The organism is Bradyrhizobium sp. IC4060, assembly GCF_020193715.1.
GTDB classification, from domain to species: domain Bacteria; phylum Pseudomonadota; class Alphaproteobacteria; order Rhizobiales; family Xanthobacteraceae; genus Bradyrhizobium; species Bradyrhizobium yuanmingense.
Window position 1 is genome coordinate 849697 of the sequence record NZ_JADYVJ010000003.1, and the last position, 21306, is coordinate 871002.

18 protein-coding genes are annotated in these 21306 nt (G+C 65.1%); 2 read left to right on the top strand and 16 right to left on the bottom strand.

The window, feature by feature from the left end; translation table 11 throughout:
* Positions 1-2: 2 nt before the first annotated feature.
* The 9 genes from I6F16_RS15840 to I6F16_RS15880 form a co-directional block, all read right to left on the bottom strand.
* Complete coding sequence (locus tag I6F16_RS15840; protein ID WP_057028339.1) at positions 3-1751, bottom strand: type I secretion system permease/ATPase; 1749 nt, start codon at positions 1749-1751, stop codon at positions 3-5.
* 254 nt (positions 1752-2005) lie between these two features.
* The gene (locus I6F16_RS15845) at positions 2006-2275 is read right to left on the bottom strand and encodes a GlsB/YeaQ/YmgE family stress response membrane protein (RefSeq protein WP_035997080.1); all 270 of its coding nucleotides are present in this window, start codon (positions 2273-2275) and stop codon (positions 2006-2008) included.
* Positions 2276-2375: 100 nt separating this feature from the next.
* Positions 2376-3353 carry an ABC transporter ATP-binding protein gene (locus tag I6F16_RS15850; protein WP_036020911.1) on the bottom strand — a complete coding sequence of 326 codons (978 nt, stop codon included), beginning with the start codon at positions 3351-3353 and terminating at the stop codon, positions 2376-2378.
* A complete protein-coding gene (locus I6F16_RS15855; protein WP_035997075.1) occupies positions 3350-4765 on the bottom strand; it encodes an Asp-tRNA(Asn)/Glu-tRNA(Gln) amidotransferase GatCAB subunit A in 1416 nt (471 codons plus the stop codon). The genes I6F16_RS15850 and I6F16_RS15855 overlap by 4 nt, the downstream gene beginning before the upstream one ends.
* Positions 4762-4959: a hypothetical protein gene (locus tag I6F16_RS15860; RefSeq protein WP_109142275.1), complete on the bottom strand. Its 198-nt coding sequence runs from the start codon at positions 4957-4959 to the stop codon at positions 4762-4764. The genes I6F16_RS15855 and I6F16_RS15860 overlap by 4 nt, the downstream gene beginning before the upstream one ends.
* Positions 4956-6017: an ABC transporter ATP-binding protein gene (locus I6F16_RS15865; protein ID WP_035997070.1), complete on the bottom strand. Its 1062-nt coding sequence runs from the start codon at positions 6015-6017 to the stop codon at positions 4956-4958. Before I6F16_RS15865 ends, I6F16_RS15860 begins: the two co-directional genes overlap by 4 nt.
* A 3-nt stretch (positions 6018-6020) precedes the next feature.
* Positions 6021-6926: an ABC transporter permease gene (locus I6F16_RS15870; protein ID WP_035997066.1), complete on the bottom strand. Its 906-nt coding sequence runs from the start codon at positions 6924-6926 to the stop codon at positions 6021-6023.
* A 3-nt stretch (positions 6927-6929) separates the two neighbouring features.
* Positions 6930-7883 carry an ABC transporter permease gene (locus I6F16_RS15875; protein ID WP_057028344.1) on the bottom strand — a complete coding sequence of 318 codons (954 nt, stop codon included), beginning with the start codon at positions 7881-7883 and terminating at the stop codon, positions 6930-6932.
* 196 nt (positions 7884-8079) lie between these two features.
* Positions 8080-9741, bottom strand: coding sequence for an ABC transporter substrate-binding protein (locus tag I6F16_RS15880; RefSeq protein ID WP_225111512.1), 1662 nt, complete (start codon positions 9739-9741; stop codon positions 8080-8082).
* 198 nt (positions 9742-9939) lie between these two features.
* On the opposite strand from I6F16_RS15880, the gene I6F16_RS15885 reads away from it, so the two are divergent.
* Complete coding sequence (locus I6F16_RS15885; protein ID WP_225111511.1) at positions 9940-11535, top strand: ABC transporter substrate-binding protein; 1596 nt, start codon at positions 9940-9942, stop codon at positions 11533-11535.
* A 58-nt stretch (positions 11536-11593) separates the two neighbouring features.
* On the opposite strand, the gene I6F16_RS15890 is transcribed toward I6F16_RS15885, so the two are convergent.
* The 7 genes from I6F16_RS15890 to I6F16_RS15920 all read right to left on the bottom strand — a co-directional run bounded on the left by I6F16_RS15890 (position 11594) and on the right by I6F16_RS15920 (position 19881).
* Positions 11594-12838, bottom strand: coding sequence for an acyl-CoA dehydrogenase (locus tag I6F16_RS15890; RefSeq protein ID WP_225111510.1), 1245 nt, complete (start codon positions 12836-12838; stop codon positions 11594-11596).
* Between the two features lie 9 nt (positions 12839-12847).
* Positions 12848-14092, bottom strand: coding sequence for an acyl-CoA dehydrogenase (locus tag I6F16_RS15895; RefSeq protein WP_225111509.1), 1245 nt, complete (start codon positions 14090-14092; stop codon positions 12848-12850).
* A 119-nt stretch (positions 14093-14211) separates the two neighbouring features.
* Positions 14212-15339, bottom strand: a complete 1128-nt coding sequence (locus I6F16_RS15900; RefSeq protein WP_035997037.1) for an acyl-CoA dehydrogenase family protein — start codon at positions 15337-15339, stop codon at positions 14212-14214.
* Between the two features lie 158 nt (positions 15340-15497).
* Positions 15498-17369 carry an AMP-binding protein gene (locus I6F16_RS15905; protein ID WP_225111508.1) on the bottom strand — a complete coding sequence of 624 codons (1872 nt, stop codon included), beginning with the start codon at positions 17367-17369 and terminating at the stop codon, positions 15498-15500.
* 43 nt (positions 17370-17412) lie between these two features.
* Positions 17413-18219 (bottom strand): enoyl-CoA hydratase-related protein, encoded by an 807-nt coding sequence (locus I6F16_RS15910; RefSeq protein WP_225111507.1) that lies wholly within the window; start codon positions 18217-18219, stop codon positions 17413-17415.
* Between the two features lie 245 nt (positions 18220-18464).
* Complete coding sequence (locus I6F16_RS15915) at positions 18465-19223, bottom strand: SDR family NAD(P)-dependent oxidoreductase (RefSeq protein WP_145637290.1); 759 nt, start codon at positions 19221-19223, stop codon at positions 18465-18467.
* Positions 19224-19278: 55 nt separating this feature from the next.
* Positions 19279-19881 carry a TetR family transcriptional regulator gene (locus tag I6F16_RS15920; RefSeq protein ID WP_225111506.1) on the bottom strand — a complete coding sequence of 201 codons (603 nt, stop codon included), beginning with the start codon at positions 19879-19881 and terminating at the stop codon, positions 19279-19281.
* Between the two features lie 208 nt (positions 19882-20089).
* On the opposite strand from I6F16_RS15920, the gene I6F16_RS15925 reads away from it, so the two are divergent.
* Entirely contained in the window at positions 20090-21262 is a 1173-nt protein-coding gene (locus tag I6F16_RS15925; protein ID WP_225111505.1) for an acetyl-CoA C-acetyltransferase, read from the top strand.
* The last annotated feature ends 44 nt before the right edge of the window (positions 21263-21306 follow it).

Here is a 21306-nt window from a genome sequence, read left to right on the forward strand (position 1 = left end):
GCTCATGGTTTGGCCACTCCGCCTTCGCTGACGATCTTGATCGGCGCCGGCGGCGTCACGCGCGGCTGCAGCACCTGGGCGAGCACCTGCTCCTTCGGTCCAAAGGCCTGCATGCGACCGTCGCGCAGCACCAGGATCTGGTCGACCGCCTCGACGCCGATCGGGCGGTGCGCCACCACGACGACGATGGCACCGCGCTCGCGCGCCGAGCGGACGGCGCGGGTCAGCGCCTCGTCGCCTTCGGTGTCGAGATTGGAATTGGGCTCGTCGAGCACGATCAGGAAGGGGTTGCCGTAGAGCGCGCGCGCCAGCGCCACGCGCTGGGCCTGGCCTGCGGAAAGCGCGGCGCCCTGCTCGCCGACTTGGGTGTTGTAGCCCTCGCGCATCTTGATGATCATCTCGTGCACGCCGGCCTCCTTGGCCGCGGCGATGATCGCCTCGGAGGTGGCCTCGGGATCGAACCGGCTGATGTTCTGCGCGATGGTGCCGCCGAACAATTCGACGTCCTGCGGCAGATAGCCGATATGGCGGCCGAGCGCGTCGCTCGTCCATTGATCGAGCGCCGCGCCGTCGAGCCGCACCTTGCCGCGCACCGGCTGCCAGACCCCGACCAGCGCGCGGATCAGCGACGACTTGCCGGAACCGCTCGGGCCGATCACGCCGAGGCCGTTGCCGGCGGCGAGCGCGAAGGTGACATCCTGCACCACGAGACGCTGATCGCCGGGCGGCACCATGGCGACGCCCTCGACCGAGAGCCGGCTGGTCGGCGCCTGCAGCTGGGTTGGCATCGCCTGCGCCGGCATCTGCTCCAAGAGGCGCGTCAGACGCTGCCAGCTCTGGCGCGCCGCGACGAAGGATTTCCAATGCGCGATGGCGAGATCGACCGGCGCGAGCGCGCGGGCGGACAGGATCGAGCCGGCGATGATGATGCCGGCGGTGGCCTCCTGGTGGATGACGAGATAGGCGCCGACCGCGAGCACGGCCGATTGCAGCATCATCCGCAGCACCTTTGCGACCGCGCCGAGACCACCGGCGACGTCGCTCGCCCGCTGATTGCCGGCGAGGTATTTTTCGTTGGCCTCGCTCCAGCGCTGGTTCATCCGGCCGGCCATCCCCATCGACACCATCACTTCGGCGTTGCGGCGGCTGGCCTGGGCGAGATCGTTGCGCTGGGCGGCGAGGCCCATCGCCTCCTTCGCCGGTTGGCGGGACATGAACTCGGTCACCAGCGTCAGCCCGACCAGGATGATGGCGCCGACCAGCGCGGTGACGCCGATCAGGACATGGAAGGCGAAGCAGATGGCGAGATAGAGCGGCAGCCAAGGCAGGTCGAAGAACGCGCTCGGGCCCATGCCGCCGAGGAACGAGCGGACATTGTCGAGATCGCGCAGCGGCTGCAGGCCCTCGTTGCGGCTGCCGACCAGCAGCGGCAGGCGCACGATGGTGTCGAACACGCGCTTATTGAGGGCCTCGTCGAGCGCGGTGCCGATCCGCCCCAGGATGCGGTTGCGGATCATGTCCAGCACGCCCTGCGCCATGTAGAGGAAGCTGGCGAGGATGATGAGGCCGACCAAGGTCGGGATGCTGCGGCTCGGCAGCACCCGGTCATAGACCTCCAGCATGAAGATCGACCCGGTCAGATAGAGCAGGTTGATCATGCAGCTCATCAGGCCGACGCCGATGAAGGCCGTGCGACAAGCGCGCAAGGCGTCACCGAGCTCCGAACGGCGGACGCCAGGGATGGCTGCCATCAGTCTGATCTCTTTCGGCTAACGGGCAAAGCCCTGATTTCAAAGGCGATTCAAGGAGTACTCGCCTTGGATTAACATCTGTTTTCCGGCCGTCCGACGCGATCGAATTTAATCCGAGGCCTCATGGGCCACATCTACCCCCGATAGCCTTCCGCGCAAGTCCGGAATTCCACAGGCTTGCGGCTTTTTCTTGCAGGCTTTCAGCCGCTTCCGCGAAAAGCGCGGCTCAAGTTCCGCTCAGCCGAATGCAGAGGCTAGAGCCGGCCCCCGCCGCGCACCAGGCGTACCACCAGCAGCAGGATGACCGCTCCGATGGCAGAATAGACAATCTGGGAGATCAAGCCGGTGCCGAGGCGGATGCCGAGCTTTGGAAACAGCAGGCTCGCCACCAGCGCACCGCAGATGCCGATCACGATGTCGCCGATAAGGCCGAACCCGGCGCCCCGCACGATCTTGCCGGCGAGCCAACCAGCGACGAGACCGACGAACAGGATGACGAGCAGGCCTTCGTTGGAAATGTACATCCGTGAGGTTCCTCTCCGTGAACGGCGCCATGGAACGGGAACCGGAATGAATGGGGTGTGAATGCTGGAGGCTCGCTCAGCCCGGCTCAATTCATCCAACCTATGACAGCACGGTGGCCGGCTCCGCCAGGACGCATCTGGCCGCCCGACCCGGCCCGACCGCGACATTCCCGGGCAATTGCTCCAGGCAGCGCGGCTCGGCGAGTTTGCAGCGGGGAGCGAAGGAGCAATTGTGCGGCTTCTCGGCCAGCGACGGCGGCGTGCCGGGGATGGTCTCCAGCCGCTGCCCGCGCTTGGCGCCGTGGATGGTGGAGGCGAGCAGGCCCTTGGCATAGGGATGCACCGGCGAGCGGACGATGTCGCGCAAGGTCCCCTGCTCCACGATCTGACCGGCATACATCACCGCGACGCGATCGCAGATCTCGATGGCGACGCCGATGTCGTGGGTGACGAAGATGACGGACATGCCGAACTCGCGCTGCAGCTCGCGCAGCAGCAGCAGGATCTGGATCTGCACGGTCGCATCGAGCGCCGTGGTCGGCTCGTCCGCGAGCAGGATTTTCGGCCGGCAGGCCAGCGCAAGCGCGATCATCGCGCGCTGGCGCATGCCGCCGGACATTTCGTGCGGATAGGCATCCAGCCGGCGCTTGGCCGAGGGAATGCGCACGACCTCGAGCATCTCCAGCGCCCGTGCGCGCCCTTCTGCAAAGCTCTTGCCTTCGTGGCGCACCACGCTTTCGGCGATCTGCGCGCCGATCGTGTAGACCGGATCGAGCGCAAGCGCCGGCTCCTGGAAGATCATCGAGACGGTCTGGCCGCGGAACGACGACAGCTGCTCGTCGTTCATGGCCAGCACGTCCTGTCCCATGACGTTGACCGTGCCCGAAATCTGCGTGCGCTTCTTCGGCAGCAGCCGCATCAAGGCACGCAAGGTCACGCTCTTGCCCGAACCGGATTCGCCGAGCAGGCCCAGCACCTCGCTGTTCCCCAGCGAGAGACTGAGATCGTTCACGGCATAGACCGTGCGCTCGCCGGTGAAGCGGATGTTGAGGCCTGAGATCTCGACGAGGTTTGTCATGACGGCAGCTTCGGCAATCGGTCGTGATAGTCGGTGACGCGCTGGTACGCGGCGCCAATGGTCAGCAGGGTGGCTTCGTCGAAGGAGCGGCCGATCAGCTGCATGCCGACCGGCAGGCCGGTCGTGGTGAAGCCCGAAGGAATGGTCAGTGACGGCAAGCCCAGGAAATTCACCGGGCGGGTGAACAGCGTCAGCCGCTGCAACAGCGCCGGCGCGTTCGGGCCGCCGCCGACGTCGCTCTCCTCGATCGTCGGCGCCGGCACCGGGGACGCCGGCGCGATCACCGCATCGACGCCTGCCGTCGCGGCATTGTGGGCCGCGAGCGCCGACCCGCGCCAACGCATCGCTTCGAGATAGGTGATGGCGGGAACGGCGAGGCCGTTCTGAAGCCGCATCAAGACCTGCGGGCCATAGTCCTGCGGACGCTCGATCATCCAGCGCTTGTGGAAGGCGGCAGCTTCCGCGGCGAGCACGAGCTGGCTGGCCGAGGACAATTGCCGCTGGTCCGGCAGCTCGACCTTGACGATGTCGGCGCCCTCGCGCTTGAGCACCGCGATGGTCTCGTCCAGCACGCGCGCGACCTCGCTGTCGAGATCGTCGACATAGAATGAGGCGGGCACGCCGATCTTGAGACCCCTCAGCGAAGCCTTGGTGGCTGCGACGTAGTCCGCGAGCGGCTCGTGGCTGCAGGTCGAATCGGCGGGATCGGGCCCGGCCATCAGCGCCAGCAAGAGCGCGCAATCCTCGGCGGTGCGGGCCAGCGGGCCGACGGTGTCGAGCGATTGCGACAGCGGCATTGCGCCGGCGCGGCTGACGCGGCCCACCGTGGTCTTGAGTCCCGTGACGCCACAGAAATGCGCGGGCATGCGGATCGAGCCGCCGGTGTCGGAGCCAAGCGCCGCATAGGTCAGGCGCGCGGCCACCGCCGAGCCGGAGCCGGATGAGGAGCCGCCGGTGATATGGGCGACGTTCCAGGGATTGCGCACCGGACCGTAATGAGCGTTGTGCCCGGTCGGGCCATAGGCGAACTCGGCGAGATGCAGCGTGCCGAGCCGGACCTGGCCGGCGTCCTTGAGCCGCTGCAAGGCGGTGGACGTGACGTTCGGCACGAAGTCGCGGCGGATCAGCGAGCCGCAGGTCGAGACGTGGCCGGCATCGTAGTACATGTCCTTGTGCGCAAGCGGTACGCCATGCAGGGGACCGCGGACATTGCCCTTGGCCAGCTCGGCATCGGCGGCATCCGCCGCTTTCAATGCCGCTTCTGCCTCGATCGACATGAAGGCGTTGAGATGCGGCTGCCACTGCGCGATGCGCTGCAGCAGCGCACGCGTCGCCTCGTGCGAGGACACCTGCTTCATCGCGATCGCGCGCGCGACCTCGGTGAGCGTCATCAGAGCGGGCTCACGGCTCATTTGGACACCTTCTGCGTCTGCGCGAGCACGTAAGTTGCGGGCTCCAGATCGAACGGCAGCGTGCCGGCGATCGCGGCGAAGCCTTCGAAGGCGGGGCCGATGGCATTGGAGATGCGGGTTGCGATCTCGTCGTCCACGGGGACGCCGGCGATATGCGCGATCGGCTTGATCTCTTTCGGTGTCGGTCTCGTCATGCGGTTTCTCCCCTGGGGGCGCGGCTGTGGCCTGAACCCGGTATCGCCATGTAGCACGCGGCCTCGTGGCCCATATTATCCAGCGCGGTGAGCTTTGGTGTCGCATTTGCGCAGAGCGGCTCCGCAAACGGGCAGCGGGTGTGGAAACGGCAGCCGGAGGGCGGATCGATCGGATTGGGTGGGTCGCCCGTGATCGGCGGCGTTTCGGTGCGGCGATCAGGATCGGAGGACGGCATCGCGGCGAGCAGCGCGCGGGTATAGGGATGCGCCGGGCTGTCCCAGACCTGGTCGACCGGGCCGAGCTCGACGACCTCGCCGAGATACATCACCAGCACGCGGTCCGAGATGTAGCGGACGACATTGAGGTCGTGACTGATGAAGAGATAGGTGAGGCCGAATTCGCGCTTGAGATCGGCGAGCAGGTTGAGCACCTGCGCCTCGACCGATTTGTCGAGCGCCGAGACGGCTTCGTCCAGGATCACCAGCCGCGGCGACAGCGCCAGCGCACGGGCGATGTTGACGCGCTGGCGCTGGCCGCCGGAGATCTCGTGCGGATAGCGGTTGGCGAAGTTTTCCGGGCGCAGGCCGACCTTGCCGAGCAGCTCTCGCGCCAGGTTGCGCGCCGCGCCATCAGCCATGCCATGGACCTTTGGACCGAAGGCGACGGATTCCTCGATCGTCAGGCGCGGGTTGAGCGAGGCGTAGGAATCCTGGAACACCATCTGCATGCCGCGGCGCAGCTCGCGCAAGCTTAGCGACTGGCCGACGGTCATGCCGTCATAGATGATGTCGCCGTCATCGCGCGGCATCAGGTGCATCAGCAGCCGCGCGGTCGTGGACTTGCCGCAGCCGGACTCGCCGACGATGCCGACCGTCTCGCCCTTGGCGACGGAGAAGGAGACATTGTCGACGGCACGCACGGTGCGCTTGGCGGCGAACAGGCCGCCGCGCACCGGAAAATGCTTGGTCAGGCCGTTGACCTGCAGCAGCGGCTGCGCGAGCCCACCGCGGTCCTCGACCGGCTCCAGCATTTCGACGGAGGTGTTGGTTTCGCTCATGGCCTAGTTCCTGATGTCCATGGCGCTACGCAGGCCGTCCGAGAGCAGATTGAAGCAGATCGAGACCGCGAAGATCATCGCGCCCGGCAAGGCTGCGACCCAGGGATTAACGTAGATCGCGGTGCGCAGCGTGTTCAGCATCAGGCCCCATTCCGGCTCCGGCGGCTTGGTGCCGAGGCCGAGGAAGGACAGACCGGCCGCCAGGATCATCGAGACCGAGATCAGACTGGTGGCATAGACGAAGATCGCGCCCAGCACGTTGCCGAGGATGTGGACGCGCATGATGGTGAAGGCGCCCGCGCCGGAGGCACGTGCGGCCTCGACGAAGTCCATGTTGCGTACGCCCGTGGTGACGCTCTCGGCGACGCGGGTGATCTGCGGCACGAACACGATGGTCAGCGCCACGATGGAGTTGAGGATGCCGGCGCCGAGCGCGCCGGAGATCGCGATCGCCAGCAGCACCGACGGGAAGGCGTAGAACACGTCCACCGTGCGCATGATCGCGGTGTTGAGCTTGCCGCCGACATAGCCGGCAATGATGCCGAGCGAGGTACCGATGCAGAAGGCCAGGATCACGGGCAGGATGCCGATGACCAGCGACAGGCGCCCGCCATAGATCAGCCGGGCCAGCATGTCGCGGCCGAGCTCGTCGGTGCCGAGCGGATAGCCTGTGGTGCCGATGTGGCGGAGGCGGCGGATCATCGAACCCTTGTAGGGGTCTTCGAGACCGAGCCACGGCGCGAGGATCGCGGACAGGAAGATCAGCAGCAGCACCAGAGCGCAGGCCATGCTGACCTTGTCGCGCATGATGCGGCGGCCGACGGTCGCCCAATAACCGCGCGCCTTGGTGGCGGGCGCGGCCTGCAGCGCGGCATCGCTGGCGGTGGCGGACAACGGAAGCTCGCTCATCGGCTAGCCCCGCTTGATGCGCGGGTCGATCGCGGCTTGGGCGATGTCGACCAGGAGATTGAGGAAGACGAAGAACAGCGCCAGGATCAGGATCGTGCCCTGCAGCAGCGGCAGGTCACGCTGGAAGATCGCCGAGTTGAGCAGGAAGCCCGAGCCAGGCCAGGAGAACACGGTCTCGATCAGGATCGAGCCGCCGAGCATGTAGCCGAGCTGAAGCCCCATCACCGCGAGCGCGGTGGGCGCGGCATTCTTGATGACGTGGCGGAACACGCCGGTTTCGCGCAGGCCCTTTGCACGCAAAGCCTCGACGAAGTCCTGCGAGAGAATGTCGCCAGTGAGCGCGCGGACCGTGCGGGTGACGATGCCCATCGGGATCACCGACGTCGTGATCGCGGGCAGCACGAGATATTTGAGGTGCGCCCAATCCCAGGCCCAGGAGTTGGAGCCGCTGGGGCCGGCGCCGACCGCCGGCAGCCAGTTCAGCTGGACCGAGAAAATGATGACGAGCAGCATGCCGAGCCAGTAATGCGGCACCGAGACGCCGGCGATGGCAAAGGAGGTCGCGACCTTGTCGATCCAGGTCTCGCGGAAATAGCCGGCGATCAGGCCAAGCAGGACGCCCATGGTGAAGCCGATGATGGCGGCGGCAATCGCGAGCGTGACGGTGTTGCCGACCGCGCGCATGACCTCGGCCAGCACCGGACGCCCCGTCGCGATGGAATTGCCGAGATCGCCATGAAGGGCACGCAGCAGCCACAGGCCGAACTGCACCGGCAGCGGCCGGTCGAAGCCATAGGCGGCGCGCAGCTGCGCGGCGAGCTCCTGCGACGCATCGGCCGGCAGCACGGCGACCAGCGGATCGCCCGGCGTGATGTGCACGAGCAGGAAGCACACCAGCGCCACGCTGATGACGATCGGGACGACGTAGACAATGCGTCTGGCGGTATAGGCGAGCACTGGTCTTCTTTCTTCCTTCTCCCCTTGCGGGAGAAGGTGGCGCGCAAGCGCCGGATGAGGGGTTCGGTCCGCGGTTACAGCATTATCAAATTGGAGGAAGGATCACTCGCGGAGAGAGACCCCTCACCCGGCTTCGCTATCCGCGAAGCCACCCTCTCCCGCAAGGGGAGAGGGTGCACTGTGCGTGTGGCGCGAACTACTGCGCGATCGACACCGGCGAGAAGTCGATGAACCAGCTCTTCGGTTGCACGACGCCTGTCACCTTCGGGCTCATGGCGCGCGGGCCGACGTCGTGGGCGACGTAGAGGAAGGCGGCGTCATCGACGGAGGCTGCGTGCAATTCAGCGAGTGCGGCGTCGCGCGCGGCGGGATCGAAGGTCTGGCGCGCCTTCTTCACCAGCTCGTCGAATTTGGGGTTGTTGATGAAGCCCCAATTGTTCGAGACCGGCGGCGCCATGCCCGACTGCAGGAAGCGCACCAGCGCGAAGAACGGGTCCATCGCCGCGTAGGTGACGTTGGTCGCGTGCGAGCCGTTGGCGCTGGGATCCTTGGCGCCGCGGCGCCAGTTGGTGAACAGCGTATTCCATTCGATGACGTCGAGCTGGACGTCGAAATAGCATTCGGCCAGCGCCTGCTGGAGATACTCGTTCATCGGCAAGGGCTGCATCTGGCCCGAGCCGGACGCGGACGTCTGCGTCTTCACGGTCAGTTTCTTGTTGGGACCGTAGCCGGCCTCCTGCATCAACTTTTGCGCAGCCGCCTTGTCGTACTTGATCTGGAAGGTGGGATTGCCGCGCCAGGGATGGCCGGGCTCGAAGGTGCCGGACGCCGGCACCATCAGCCCCGCGAGCAGACCGTCCCTGAGGCCTTCGCGGTCGACGCAGAGGTTCGCGGCCTTGCGCACCCGGATGTCGTTCCAGGGCGAGCCCTCGACGCGGGAGAACTGCCACGGCCAGACGTGCGGCTGCTCGTTGGAGTAGAGCTTGAAGCCGCGCTGCTTCAGCTCGGGCAGCGCGTCCGGTGCCGGCGCCTCGACCCAATCGACCTGGCCGGACAGCAGTGCCGCGGTGCGCGCGTTGGCTTCCGGCATCGGCAGCAGCACCATCTTGTCGACCTTGGGCACGCGCGCCTTGTTCCAATAGTCCGGGTTCTTGACCAGCTCGAGCCGCTCGCGCGGCGTAAAGCTCGCCATCTTCCACGGGCCGGTGCCCGAGGCGCTCCTGGCGAAGGCGGTCCATGCGGCTTGCGACTTCGCCTTGGCGTCGGCGCCTTCGGCTTTGTCGTAGAAGGACTGCCACTTCGCCGGGCTTGCCATGAACAGATTGGTGAGGTTGATCGGCAGGAAGCTGTCGGGCTCCTTGGTGGTGAGTTCGACGGTCATGTCGTCGATCTTCTTCGCGGAGGCCAGCGTCGGCATGCGCGAGGCCGTGACGCCGACCTGGCTGGCGTCGAATTGCGGCGCATCCTGCTTCAGCACCTTCTCGACGTTCCACACCACCGCGTCGGCGTTGAACGGCGAGCCGTCATGGAAGGTGACGCCGGGGCGCAGCTTGAAGACCCATTTGGTCTTGTCGGCATCGTCGACCTTCCACTCGATGGCAAGGCCGGGGATCACCACGCTCGCCTTGTCGGCAGAGGACAGGTCCCAGCTGGTCAGCGCATCGTACATGGTGAGGCCGGTAAAGCGGTTGCCCTCAAAACCCTGATCGGGCTGGCCGAGCGTGCGCGGAATATCGGCAGCAGTCATGCCGATGCGCAGCACAGTTTCGGCAGCCGCCACCCGCGGCCATGCAGCTGCGCTGCCAAGCGCCAACAGCGCGATCAGCGCCGCCCGTGTGTTGTTGTTCTTGATAAACATCGCCTCAGTCCCTTTCCGGCTTCCGATGATTAATTTTGATGCAATCGTATGCAATGGCTATGCCAAGGGAAAACTTTTTCTGCGAATTGCCCCTGCGACGACAAGTCCTTGTGATGACGCACGGGCGAAATCGGCCCCCTGCCTATTCTGGCATCAAGATTGCAGGTTTGGTCCCAGATCCCCCTGGAGCTTTGGGCCATGCGTATTCGTCTATCGACCTGTCTCGCCGTGCTTGCATTGGCGGTGTCCGCAATCACGGCGCACGCCGAAACGGTGGTGCGTTACGGCATCTCGATGGCGGATATTCCACTCACCACTGGCCAGCCCGATCGTGGCGCCGGCGCCTATCAGTTCACGGCCTACACGATCTACGATCCGCTGGTGGCCTGGGAGATGGATGTCGCCGACCGCCCCGGCAAGCTGGTGCCGGGCCTCGCCACCGAATGGAAGGTGGACGACGCCGACAAGACGAAGTGGCACTTCACCCTGCGCAGGGGCGTGAAGTTTCACGACGGCAGCGATTTCAACGCCGATGCGGTAATCTGGAATCTCGACAAGGTGCTCAACGACAAGGCGCCGCAATTCGACAAGCGGCAGAGCGCGCAGGTGAAGACCCGCCTCCCCTCCGTCGCCAGCTACGCCAAGATCGACGACTTCACGGTGGAGATCATCACCAAGACGGTGGATTCCTTCTTCCCCTATCAGATGCTGTGGTTCCTGGTCTCGAGCCCGGCGCAATATGAAAAGCTCGGCAAGGACTGGGACAAGTTCGCCAGCCAGCCCTCCGGAACCGGCCCGTTCAAGCTGACGAAGCTGGTGCCGCGCGAGCTCGCCGAGCTAGTCAAAAATCCGGACTACTGGAACAAGAAGCGCATTCCCAAGGCCGACAAGATCGTGCTGGTGCCGATGCCGGAAGCGCTGACGCGCACCAATGCGCTGCTCGCCGGCCAGGTCGACCTGATCGAGACGCCGGCCCCGGATGCCGTGCCGCAGCTGAAGGCGGCGGGCATGAAGCTGGTCGACAACGTCACGCCGCATGTGTGGAATTATCACCTCAGCGTGCTGCCGGGCTCGCCCTGGACCGACATCCGCCTGCGCAAGGCGCTGAATCTTGCGATCAACCGCGACGAAGTCGTCGGGCTGATGAACGGCCTCGCCAAGCCCGCCAAGGGCCAGGTCGACCCGTCGAGCCCGTGGTTCGGCAAGCCCAGCTTCGAGCTGAAATATGATCTCGCCGCCGCCAAGAAGCTGGTGGAGGAAGCGGGCTATTCCAAAGCAAAGCCGCTGAAGACCACCTTCATCATCGCGCAAGGCGGCACCGGCCAGATGCTGTCGTTGCCGATGAACGAATTCCTGCAGCAGAGCTTCAAGGAGATCGGCATCGAGATCGACTTCAAGGTGGTCGAGCTGGAGACGCTCTATACGCACTGGCGCAAGGGCGCCGCCGACGAGATGAACGCCGGCATCACCTCCAACAACATCGCCTATGTCACCTCGGATCCGCTCTACGCCATCGTCCGCTTCTTCCATTCCGGCCAGATCGCGCCGGTTGGCGTCAATTGGGGCGGCTACAAGAACCCGAAGGTCGACGCGCTGATCGACGAGGCCAAGCAGACTTTCGACAGCACCAAGCAGGACCAATTGCTGGCGCAGGCGCATGCGCTGATCGTGGACGATGCCACGCTGGTGTGGGTCGTCCACGACACCAACCCGCACGCGCTGTCACCGAAGATCAAGCAGTTCGTGCAGGCGCAGCACTGGTTCCAGGATCTGACGACGATCGGGGTGGAGTGAGCAACACGCAAGGGTGGGCACGGCGCTTTGCGCCTTTGCCCACCCGGGCGGCGCGCGATCACCGCCCTTTGGTCGGGATCTTGTTGTACGGCACGTCCTTGTCGACGCGGATGTCGCCCGGCAGGCCGAGCACGCGCTCGGCGATGATGTTGCGCAGGATCTCATCGGTGCCGCCGGCGATGCGCATCGAGGGCGAGGACAGCAGCATCTGCTGGAATTGACCCTGCGCTGTTTCCTCGTCGTTGCCGGTGAGAACACCGGCCGCGCCCTGCAGGTCCATGGCGTAAGTCGCGATGTCCTGCAGCATCATGCCCGAGACCAGCTTGCCGATCGAATTCTCCGGGCCCGGTCGCTCGCCCTTCGACAGCGCCGAGATCGTGCGGTAGCTGGTGTATTTCAGGCCGTTCGACTTCGCCGCCCAGCTCGCGAGCTTCGAGCGCACGGCGGGATCGTCGATGGCGAGGCCATCCTCCAGCATCAGGTTCGAGCAGAACTCGAACATCTCGGGCACGCCGGTCGCGAGCCGCGCGCCGATCGACATGCGCTCGTTCATCAGCGTGGTCAGCGAGACGTTCCAGCCGTCGCCGACGGCGCCCAGCCGCTGGCTGTCGGGGATCACCACATCGGTGAAATAGACCTCGTTGAACTCCTGCATGCCGTTGGCCTGCTTGATCGGCCGCACCTCGACGCCGGGACTCTTCATGTCCAGGAAGAACATGGTGAGGCCCTTGTGCTTGGGCACGTTCGGATCGGTGCGCGCGATCAAAAGACCATAGTCGGAATAATGCGCGCCCGAGGTCCAGATCTTCTGGCCGTTGACGACCCAATTGTCGCCCTTCTTCTCGGCGCGGGTGCGAAGCCCTGCGACGTCGGAGCCGGCAGACGGCTCGGAGAACAGCTGGCACCAGATCTCCTCGCCCGATGCGAGCTTCGGCAAGTACCGCCGCTTGGCCTCCTCGCTGCCGAACGCCATTACGGTCGGGCCGCACATGCCCTCGCCGATCTGGAACGGCTGCGTCAGCTTGCCGTAGACGCCCTCCTCCTGCTGCCAGATCACCTTCTCGATCGGCGTCGCGCCGCGGCCGCCATACTCCTTCGGCCAGTGCAGGCAGGCCCAATTGCCCTCGAACTTCTTCTTCTGCCAGGCCTTGCCGACATCGACGATGTCGCGATTGGCAAGGCGGATGCGGCCGAGCGAGGACTTTGACAGCTCGGCCTGCAATTCCTTCGGCGCATTGGCCTCGATCCATTTGCGCGCGGTCTCGCGGAATGCGGCTTCCTGCGGGGTGTCGTCGAAATTCATGGCGGACCTCTACCCTCTTCCCTTCGTCGGGATCTTGTTGAACGGCACGTCCTTGTCGACGCGGATGTCGCCGGGCAGGCCCAGCACCCGCTCGGCGATGATGTTGCGCATGATCTCGTCGGTGCCGCCCTCGACGCGCGTACCCGGCGCACGCAGCAGCATGGCCTGGAAACGGCCCGCCAGTTCGCCATCCTCGCCGCTGACGATTCCGGACGCGCCCTGCAGATCGAGCGCATAGGTCGCAACGTCCTGGATCATGGAGCCCGCCACCAGCTTGCCGATGGAGTTCTCCGGTCCCGGGCGTTCGCCCCTCGACAGCGCCGAGATCGCGCGCATGCTGGTGTATTTCAGCCCGCTTGCCTTCACCGCCCAGTTCGCCAGCTTGGATCGCACCGCGCGATCCTCGATCGCCGGGCCGTCGTCGAGCATCAAGCTGGAGCAGTACTCGAACAATTCGGGGAAACCGGTCGAGACGGCCGCGCCGATCGCACTGCGCTCGTTCATCAGCGTGGTCAGCGAGACGTTCCAGCCGTCACCCACCTCGCCGAGGCGCTGATGGTCGGGGATGCGGACATTGGTGAAATAGACCTCGTTGAAATCCGAGGCACCGCTCGCCTGCTTGATCGGCCGCACCTCGACGCCGGGGCTCCTCATGTCCAGGAAGAACATGGTGAGGCCCTTGTGCTTGGGCACGGTCGGATCAGTGCGCGTGAGCAGGATGCCGTAGTCTGAATAATGTGCACCCGAGGTCCAGATCTTCTGGCCGTTGATGATCCAGTCGTCGCCGTCCTTCTCGGCGCGCGTGCGCAGGCCCGCGACGTCCGAGCCGCCGGCGGGCTCGGAGAACAGCTGGCACCAGACCTTCTCGCCGGAGGCGAGCGGCGGCAGATAGGTGCGCTTATGCTCCTCGCGCGCGAACGCCATCATGGTCGGCCCGCACATGCCGTGACCGATGATGAACATGCGGGACAGCTGGCCGAACGGCCCCTCCTCCTGCTGCCAGATCACGCGCTCGATCGGCGAGGCGCCACGCCCGCCATATTCCTTCGGCCAGTGCAGGCAGGCCCAGCCGGCGTCGGCCTTTTTCTTCTGCCAGGCTTTTGCCACTTCGAGAATGTTGGCGTTCTTGAGCACGGTGCGGCCGAGCGAGGATTTGCGCAGCTCCTCCTCGTATTGCTTGGGTGCGTTGGCGTTGATCCAGGCGCGGGCGGTGGCGCGGAATTCGGCTTCCTGCGGGGTGTCGTCGAAGTTCATCTTGCTTCTCTGTTTGTCCGTAGGGTGGATTAGCCGGAGGCGTAATCCACCAATTTTGTCGAGCACTGCCGGTCGATGGTGGGTTACGCCTTCGGCTAACCCACCCTACGCACCTGTCGTTACGCTGCGTTCTTCTTCCGCATCCGATCGATCAGCTGATCTTCCCAATAAGTGAGGCTGCCGAGCCCGAGCGCCATCGCGTTGGCGCGGCGATAGTACATGTGGCAGTCGAATTCCCAGGTGAAGCCCATGCCGCCATGGACCTGGATGTTGTTCTTGGCGCAGTGCTGGAACGCTTGCGTCGCGCTGATGCGCGCGGCGGCAGCGGCTTCCGGCAGTTCGGCCGCATTGGTCGAGAGCGCCCAGGCGCCGTAATAGCTGTTGGAGCGCGCCAGCGTCGCCGAGACGTACATGTCGGCGAGCATGTGCTTGACCGCCTGGAATGAGCCGATCTGCCGGCCGAAGGCGATGCGGTCCAGCGCGTAGTCGCGGCCCATCTCCAGCGCGCGATCGGCGCCGCCGACCTGCTCGAACGCGCACAGCACCGCGGCGCGGTCGAGCACCTGGGTGAGGATGCTCCAGCCGTCGCCCGCAGCTCCGAGCGGCTCGGCTTTGGCGTCCTTGAAGGTGATCTCGGCCTGTCCGCGGGTCGGATCGAGGTTGGTGAGGCTCTTCACATCGACGCCGCCGGCCTTGAGATCGACCAGGAACAGCGAGATGTCATTGTCGCGCCCACTCGATCCCGTGCGCGCGGCGACCACCGCAAAATCGGCAATCGCACCGTCGGCGACCGGCTTCTTGACGCCGTTGAGCACGCCGTTCGCAGCCGTCAGCTTGACGTTCTTCGGCGACGGGTTGCCCTTGCCCTCGAACAGCGCCAGCGTGCCGATGGCCTCGCCGGAAGCAATCGCCGGCAGCCATTTCTTCTTCTGCGCGTCACTGCCGGCGATCAGCAGCGCTTCGGCGGCGAGGTACACGGTCGAGGAAAACGGCACCGGCGCGTTGGCCCGGCCCATTTCTTCCGCGATTACGCACAGCTCGAGATGACCGGCGCCGGCGCCGCCGAACTCCTCGGGAATCGCGACGCCGAGGAAGCCCATCTCGGCGAGGCCTTTCCACAGCTCCTTGTCGTAAGGCGCCTTGCCGTCGAGCACGACACGCACCGCCTTGGGCGAGCATTTCTCGGCGAGGAACTTGCGCGCCTGGTCGCGGAGCTGTTTTTGATCGTCGGAGAAGTCGAAGTTCATGGCGGGCTTACCTCTTATTCGTTGTCATTTATTGCCGTCATTCCGGGGCGCCGCGCAGCGGCGAACCCGGAATCCATTTCGCCACGCATATGCGGCCCGATGGATTCCGGGCTCGCGCTGCGCGCGCCCCGGAATGACGAATGGAGCGAGTGTCGTCTTCATTTCAGCACGATCACATCTTCATCCGGCTTGTCCGCATAGAGCCGCTCCACCAGCGCGGCGCGGCGTTCCAGGCCGGCGCGCTGGTTGATGTAGCCCTTGTCGGTGAGCTCGTTGCCGTCGATCGAAGGCGGCTCGACCATCAGCATCGCGCGCGCGATGATACGGCTGCTGGCCCCTTCGCATTCACGGTTGTGGGCTTCCAGGCCGCGCCTGAAGCAAGCGATCACCTCGGGATGCTTCACCGCATCGGCAAAGCTGAGATCGGGATTGCCGACCAGCTGGCGGCAGGCGTGCAGGTTCGGCCAGGCCAAGAGGCCGATGAAGGGACGGTCCTGCCCCGCGACCAGCGCGTCGTGCACGACTGGCGTTGCGGCCGCGATCGCATCGGTCCGCAGCGAGCCGACATGTACGAATGTGCCCGTGGTGAGCTTGAAGTCTTCGACCACGCGGCCGGCAAAGATGATGCCTTGCACCGGATCGGCATCGTCGACGAAGATGCCGGCATCGCCGATGCAGTAGAATCCTTCCTCGTCGAACATCTTCTTGGTCAGCTCCGGCTGGCCGAAATAGCCGGGCGTGACGTTGACGCCGCGCAGGCGCAATTCGTATTTCGAGCCGCACGGCACCATCTTCAACTCGACGCCGGGGAACGGCAGGCCGATCAGGCCGACGCGCTCGGTGTCCCAATAGGTGCCGGTCGAGGTCGGCGCGGTCTCGGTCGAGCCCCAGCCGGTATAGAACACGATGCGCTCGCCGGTGGTCTTTACCGCCAGCGCTTGCATGCGCTCGTAGAGATCGTCGGGCAGCCGCGCGCCGCCATAGGCCATGATCGAGAGGTTCTTGAAGAACGAGCGGCAAAGCGCGTCGTCCTTCTCCATGGCGGCTGCGAGCGCGGCATAGCCGGCCGGCACGTTGGCATAATAGGTCGGCGAGATCTCGCGCAGATTGCGCAGCGTCTCCTCGAACTGCCCGGGCATCGGGCGGCCGTCGTCGATATAGAGCGTGCCGCCGTCGACCAGGATCGGGTGGAACGCGGCATTGCCGCCCATGGTGTGGTTCCAGGGCATCCAGTCCAGCATGGTCGAGATCGGTCCGTTCGGATCGCGCGGCCGTACTTGCATCATCATCGCTGCATTGGCGCACATCATCTCCTGCGTGTTGATGACGGCTTTGGGCATGCCGGTCGAGCCTGATGTGAACAGCAGCTTGCCGATGGTCTGCGGCGTGATCTTCGCGATCGAGGCCTCGACATCGGCCGTGACAGGCGTTGCTGCGAGCTCGGCAAAGCTGACGCTCTTGATGCCCTCGCAGGGCCGCGCGACGTGAACCACGGTGACGCCGCTGAGGTCGAGCGCCTTCAGCGCCTTCTCGAAGATCGGTCCGTCCTGCACCATCAGTACGGCCGGCTTGATCAGGTCGAACAGGTACTTGAGCTTGACGTGATCGTGGCTCATCAACGAGTAGGCCGGCGATACCGGCGCTGCCGGAACGCGCGCCTGCATCGCGGCCTGCGTCATCAGCGCATGCTCGATCGAATTGCCGGAGAGGATCGTGACGGGCCGGCCCTTGAGCTCGAGATTGAGCAGGCCTTGCGTCAGCGCGTCCACGATGCGCTTGGCTTCGCCATAGGACACCTTGCGCCATTCGCGGTTCGGACCGCCGCGCTGTGCCAGCCAGATGCGTTCGGGCGCTTCCTTCGCCCATTTCGCCAGCGACGCCGGGATGTGCTTCTCATAAGGCTGCAGCGGAATGCGCGACTTCAGCACCACCGTGCCGTCGCCGCGACGCTCGACGTCGATGTCGCGCGCGAGCCACTGGACCTTGCGAAAGGCGGGCTTCGTCATCACTGCCGCCGCGCTTCCACTCATTTTGCGTCTCCCGGAATTACTGTCCTTTGCGGATCTTCATCGTTCAGCGCCTGATATAGACAGGCTTTCGCTTCTCAAGGAAGGCCCTGATGCCTTCCGAAAACTCTTCCGAGCGGCTGCACAGGACCTGGTTGCGATCCTCCATCGCGATCACAGCTTCCAGCGAGCCGGCATCGACGCTCATGTTGAGGCATTCCTTGGATAGCCGCAGGCCCACGGGCGAGGCCGTCATCATCGCCTCGATATAAGGCGCGGCCGCGTCATCGAGCTTGTCCTCGTCCACGACCTCCGAGACGAGGCCGACCGCGAGCGCGCGCTCCGCTCCGATGAAGCGCCCGGTGAGGATCAGCTCGGATGCGACGGAGACGCCGACGAGGCGCGGCAGAAAATAGCTGGTGCCGATGTCGCAGCCGCCGAGCCCGAGCTTGATGAAAGCGCAATTCATCCGCGCCGATCTCGTGGCGACACGGATGTCGGAGGCCAGCGCCAGCGCAAAGCCGCCGCCGGCCGCCGCGCCCTGCACCAGCGCCAGGATCGGCTGCGGACAGCGCCGCATCAGCATCACGATGTCGGCGATGCGCCGCTGCGAATCCAGCGACTCCGTGATGCCCGGCGGCTCCTGCTGCCCGGCCCGGCGCGCCATCGCAGCTTTGAGATCGAGGCCGGCGCAGAAATTCCTGCCGGCGCCCTTGAGCACGACGACGCGGGTGTCGCGATTGCGTTGCAGGCCCTGGAAATAATCGTTGAGCGCATCGATCAGCGCGGGATCGAGCGCGTTGAGGTGCTCGGGCCGATTGAGCGTCACCCGGTCGACGCCATCGTCATGCTCAATCAGCAGCGGTTGGGACATGGGGCCTCGCACTTGCCGCGAGTCGCGGCGCCGATTGCTGCGCCCTCTCCCCTTGCGGGAGAGGGCATGTAAATCGCTAGCCGCACAATCGCTTGTGTGAGGGGTCTGCCTCCACAAATGAGATTGTGGAGACAACCCCTCATCCGGCCCCGTAGCCGAAGCTTCGCTTCGGCGTTCTTAAGAACGGCGGCCTAAGGCCGCCTATGCCACCTTCTCCCACAAGGGGAGAAGGAAGAACGAACCGCCTATCGCGGCGCCATGCGGATCGCACCGTCGAGGCGGATGGTCTCGCCGTTCAGCATCGGGTTCTCGACGATGTGCACCGCGAGCATGCCGTATTCGTTGGCATCGCCGAGACGCGAGGGATGCGGTACCTGGGCGCCCAGGCTCTTGCGGGCCTCTTCGTTCAGGCCCATCAGCAGCGGCGTGAAGAACAGGCCGGGCGCAATGGTGTTGACGCGGATCTTCTGGCTGGCGAGATCGCGCGCGGCCGGCAGCGTGAGGCCGACGACGCCACCCTTCGAGGCCGAATAGGCGATCTGGCCGATCTGGCCTTCGTAGGCGGCAACCGAGGCGGTGTTGATGATCACGCCGCGCTCTTCGCCGACGGGCTCGATCGTGACGAGACGCTCGGCGAACAGACGCAGACAGTTGAACGTGCCGATCAGGTTGACGTTGATGATGCGTGCGAACTTTTCGAGCGGATAGACACCGTCGCGGCCGACGATGCGCTGCGAGCCGCCGATGCCGGCGCAGTTCATCAGCACGCGGGCGACGCCGTGTGCGGCTTCCGCCTTGGCGATCGCTGCCTTGATCTGCTCCTCGCTGGTGACGTCGGCGTGCAGTGCGACGCCCTTCACTTCGGCGGCCACCTTCTCGGCGTTTTCCTTGCTCTGATCGATCACGCCGATCTTGGCGCCCTTGGCCGCCATGGCGCGGGCGGTCGCGGCACCGAGGCCCGAACCACCGCCGGTGATGAGAACGGCTACGTCTTTCAACTGCATCGCGTGTACCTTTCCTTGAGCGTTTCTTCTCTAGACTTGTGAAGTGTTGGCCGGACTATCCGGCCGCAGCGGCTTCCTCGGCTTGCGTGAGGATGCCGCCGCAGATCAGCGTTTCCATGTGTTTGATGTATTGCCGGCAGACATCGTCGGTGACCGGGCCGACGCCGGTCGCGCGGGACATCGCGTGCCGGCCGAAGAACAGGTGATCGCAGGCGCCGATCAGGCTGGTGTAGAACAGCACCGGATCGGTCGGGCGGAATTCGCCGCGGCTGACGCCTTCAGCCAGCAAGCGGCGGTGGAAGTCCAAGAGCGGCGCAACGAAGAATTTCGAGACTTCGTCGGCAGAGCTCGCGCTGGTTTCGTGCAACAGATAGTGGATCAGCCGGTTCATGTAGGGGAACCGGTGATAGGCGCGGATGATGCCGCCGATATGCAGCTTCAGCTTTGCCGTCGACGTGATCTGCTGCGCCAGCAGATATTCGAGATTGGACATCTCGGTCGCGGCATCCCGCGCGAGCAGCGCCAGCAACAGGCCGTCCTTGTTGCCGAAGTGATATTTGACCAGTGCGGCGTTGGCGCCCGACTTCTGCGCAATATCGGACAGCGAGATCTCGATCGAGGAGCGTTCGATCATCAGCTCGCTAGCGGCCACCAGCAATTTCTCTGCCGTGGAATTTTTCCCGCTGGGGAGCCTGTTCGGTACGCTGGTCGCCACGGAGATCCCTGTTTGGCCGCTGGAAGCGGGGCGCAGATAAGCGCAAGCAGCGCCTCATCACAAGAGTTAATTGATCGATTGACTAAACGATGGTCCGACCCTTAAATCCGCCCGACAACCCACCCAATAAAGAATTCAGGGAGAGACCGACATGGCCGAGGCTTACATCGTCGCCGCTGCGCGCACCGCCGGCGGGCGCAAGGGGGGCCGCCTCGCCGGCTGGCATCCGGCCGATCTCGCCGCGAAGGTGCTGGACGAGCTGGTCGACCGCACCAAGGTCGATCCGGCCCAGGTCGAGGACGTGATCATGGGCTGCGTGATGCAGGTCGGCGAACAGTCCAACAATGTCGCGCGCAACGCGATCATGGCCTCGAAGCTTCCGGAGAGTGTGCCAGGCACCTCGATTGATCGTCAGTGCGGCTCCTCGCAGCAAGCGCTGCACTTCGCCGCGCAGGCGGTGATGTCGGGTGCGATGGACGTCGTGATCGCGGCCGGGGTGGAGTCGATGACGCGGGTGCCGATGGGCCTGTCATCGCAGCTTCCGGCCAAGAACGGCTTCGGCAATTACAAGAGCCCGGGCATCGAGAGGAAATATCCGAACATCGTGTTCAGCCAGTTCACCGGCGCGGAGATGATGGCCGAGAAGTACGGCCTCTCCAAGGATGAGCTCGATCAATATTCCTACGACAGCCATCAGCGCGCGATCGCGGCGACGCAAGCAGGTCACTTCAAGAAGGAGATCGTGCCGCTCGACATCACCCGCGCCGACGGCAGCAAGGACACCCACCACATCGACGAAGGCATCCGCTTCGACGTCACGCTCGACGGCATCAAGGGGGTCAAGCTGATCGCCGAGAACGGCAAGCTGACCGCGGCCAGCGCCAGCCAGATCTGCGACGGCGCCTCCGGCGTCATGGTGGTGAACGAGAAGGGCCTGAAGCAGCTCGGCGTCAAGCCGCTCGCCCGCATCCATCACATGACCATGACGGGCGGCGATCCCGTAATCATGCTCGATGCTCCCCTGCACGCCACCAAGCGCGCGCTGGAGAAGGCCGGCATGAAGATCGGCGACATCGACCTGTTCGAGGTCAACGAGGCCTTCGCCTCGGTTCCGACCGCCTGGCTGAAGACCACCGGCGCCGACCCGGAGCGTCTCAACGTCAACGGCGGCGCCATCGCGCTCGGCCATCCGCTCGGCGGCTCCGGCACCAAGCTGATGACGACGCTGGTCCACGCGCTGCACCAGCGCGGCAAGCGCTATGGCCTGCAGACCATGTGCGAAGGCGGCGGCATGGCCAATGTGACGATCGTGGAGCGGCTGTAAGAAGAACAAAAGCGAGTAGCGAGTGGCGAGTAGCGAATGGTGAG

Excerpts from the sequence above, each read along its gene's own strand:
- I6F16_RS15890 (WP_225111510.1), bottom strand. The coding sequence starts at position 12,838 with ATGAATTTCGACGACACCCCGCAGGAAGCCGCATTCCGCGAGACCGCG.
- I6F16_RS15925 (WP_225111505.1), top strand. The coding sequence starts at position 20,090 with ATGGCCGAGGCTTACATCGTCGCCGCTGCGCGCACCGCCGGCGGGCGC.
- I6F16_RS15870 (WP_035997066.1), bottom strand. The coding sequence starts at position 6,926 with ATGAGCGAGCTTCCGTTGTCCGCCACCGCCAGCGATGCCGCGCTGCAG.
- I6F16_RS15840 (WP_057028339.1), bottom strand. The coding sequence starts at position 1,751 with ATGGCAGCCATCCCTGGCGTCCGCCGTTCGGAGCTCGGTGACGCCTTG.
- I6F16_RS15880 (WP_225111512.1), bottom strand. The coding sequence starts at position 9,741 with ATGTTTATCAAGAACAACAACACACGGGCGGCGCTGATCGCGCTGTTG.
- I6F16_RS15915 (WP_145637290.1), bottom strand. The coding sequence starts at position 19,223 with ATGCAGTTGAAAGACGTAGCCGTTCTCATCACCGGCGGTGGTTCGGGC.
- I6F16_RS15865 (WP_035997070.1), bottom strand. The coding sequence starts at position 6,017 with ATGAGCGAAACCAACACCTCCGTCGAAATGCTGGAGCCGGTCGAGGAC.
- I6F16_RS15860 (WP_109142275.1), bottom strand. The coding sequence starts at position 4,959 with ATGACGAGACCGACACCGAAAGAGATCAAGCCGATCGCGCATATCGCC.
- I6F16_RS15910 (WP_225111507.1), bottom strand. The coding sequence starts at position 18,219 with ATGTCCCAACCGCTGCTGATTGAGCATGACGATGGCGTCGACCGGGTG.
- I6F16_RS15855 (WP_035997075.1), bottom strand. The coding sequence starts at position 4,765 with ATGAGCCGTGAGCCCGCTCTGATGACGCTCACCGAGGTCGCGCGCGCG.
- I6F16_RS15845 (WP_035997080.1), bottom strand. The coding sequence starts at position 2,275 with ATGTACATTTCCAACGAAGGCCTGCTCGTCATCCTGTTCGTCGGTCTC.
- I6F16_RS15885 (WP_225111511.1), top strand. The coding sequence starts at position 9,940 with ATGCGTATTCGTCTATCGACCTGTCTCGCCGTGCTTGCATTGGCGGTG.
- I6F16_RS15895 (WP_225111509.1), bottom strand. The coding sequence starts at position 14,092 with ATGAACTTCGACGACACCCCGCAGGAAGCCGAATTCCGCGCCACCGCC.
- I6F16_RS15905 (WP_225111508.1), bottom strand. The coding sequence starts at position 17,369 with ATGAGTGGAAGCGCGGCGGCAGTGATGACGAAGCCCGCCTTTCGCAAG.
- I6F16_RS15900 (WP_035997037.1), bottom strand. The coding sequence starts at position 15,339 with ATGAACTTCGACTTCTCCGACGATCAAAAACAGCTCCGCGACCAGGCG.
- I6F16_RS15850 (WP_036020911.1), bottom strand. The coding sequence starts at position 3,353 with ATGACAAACCTCGTCGAGATCTCAGGCCTCAACATCCGCTTCACCGGC.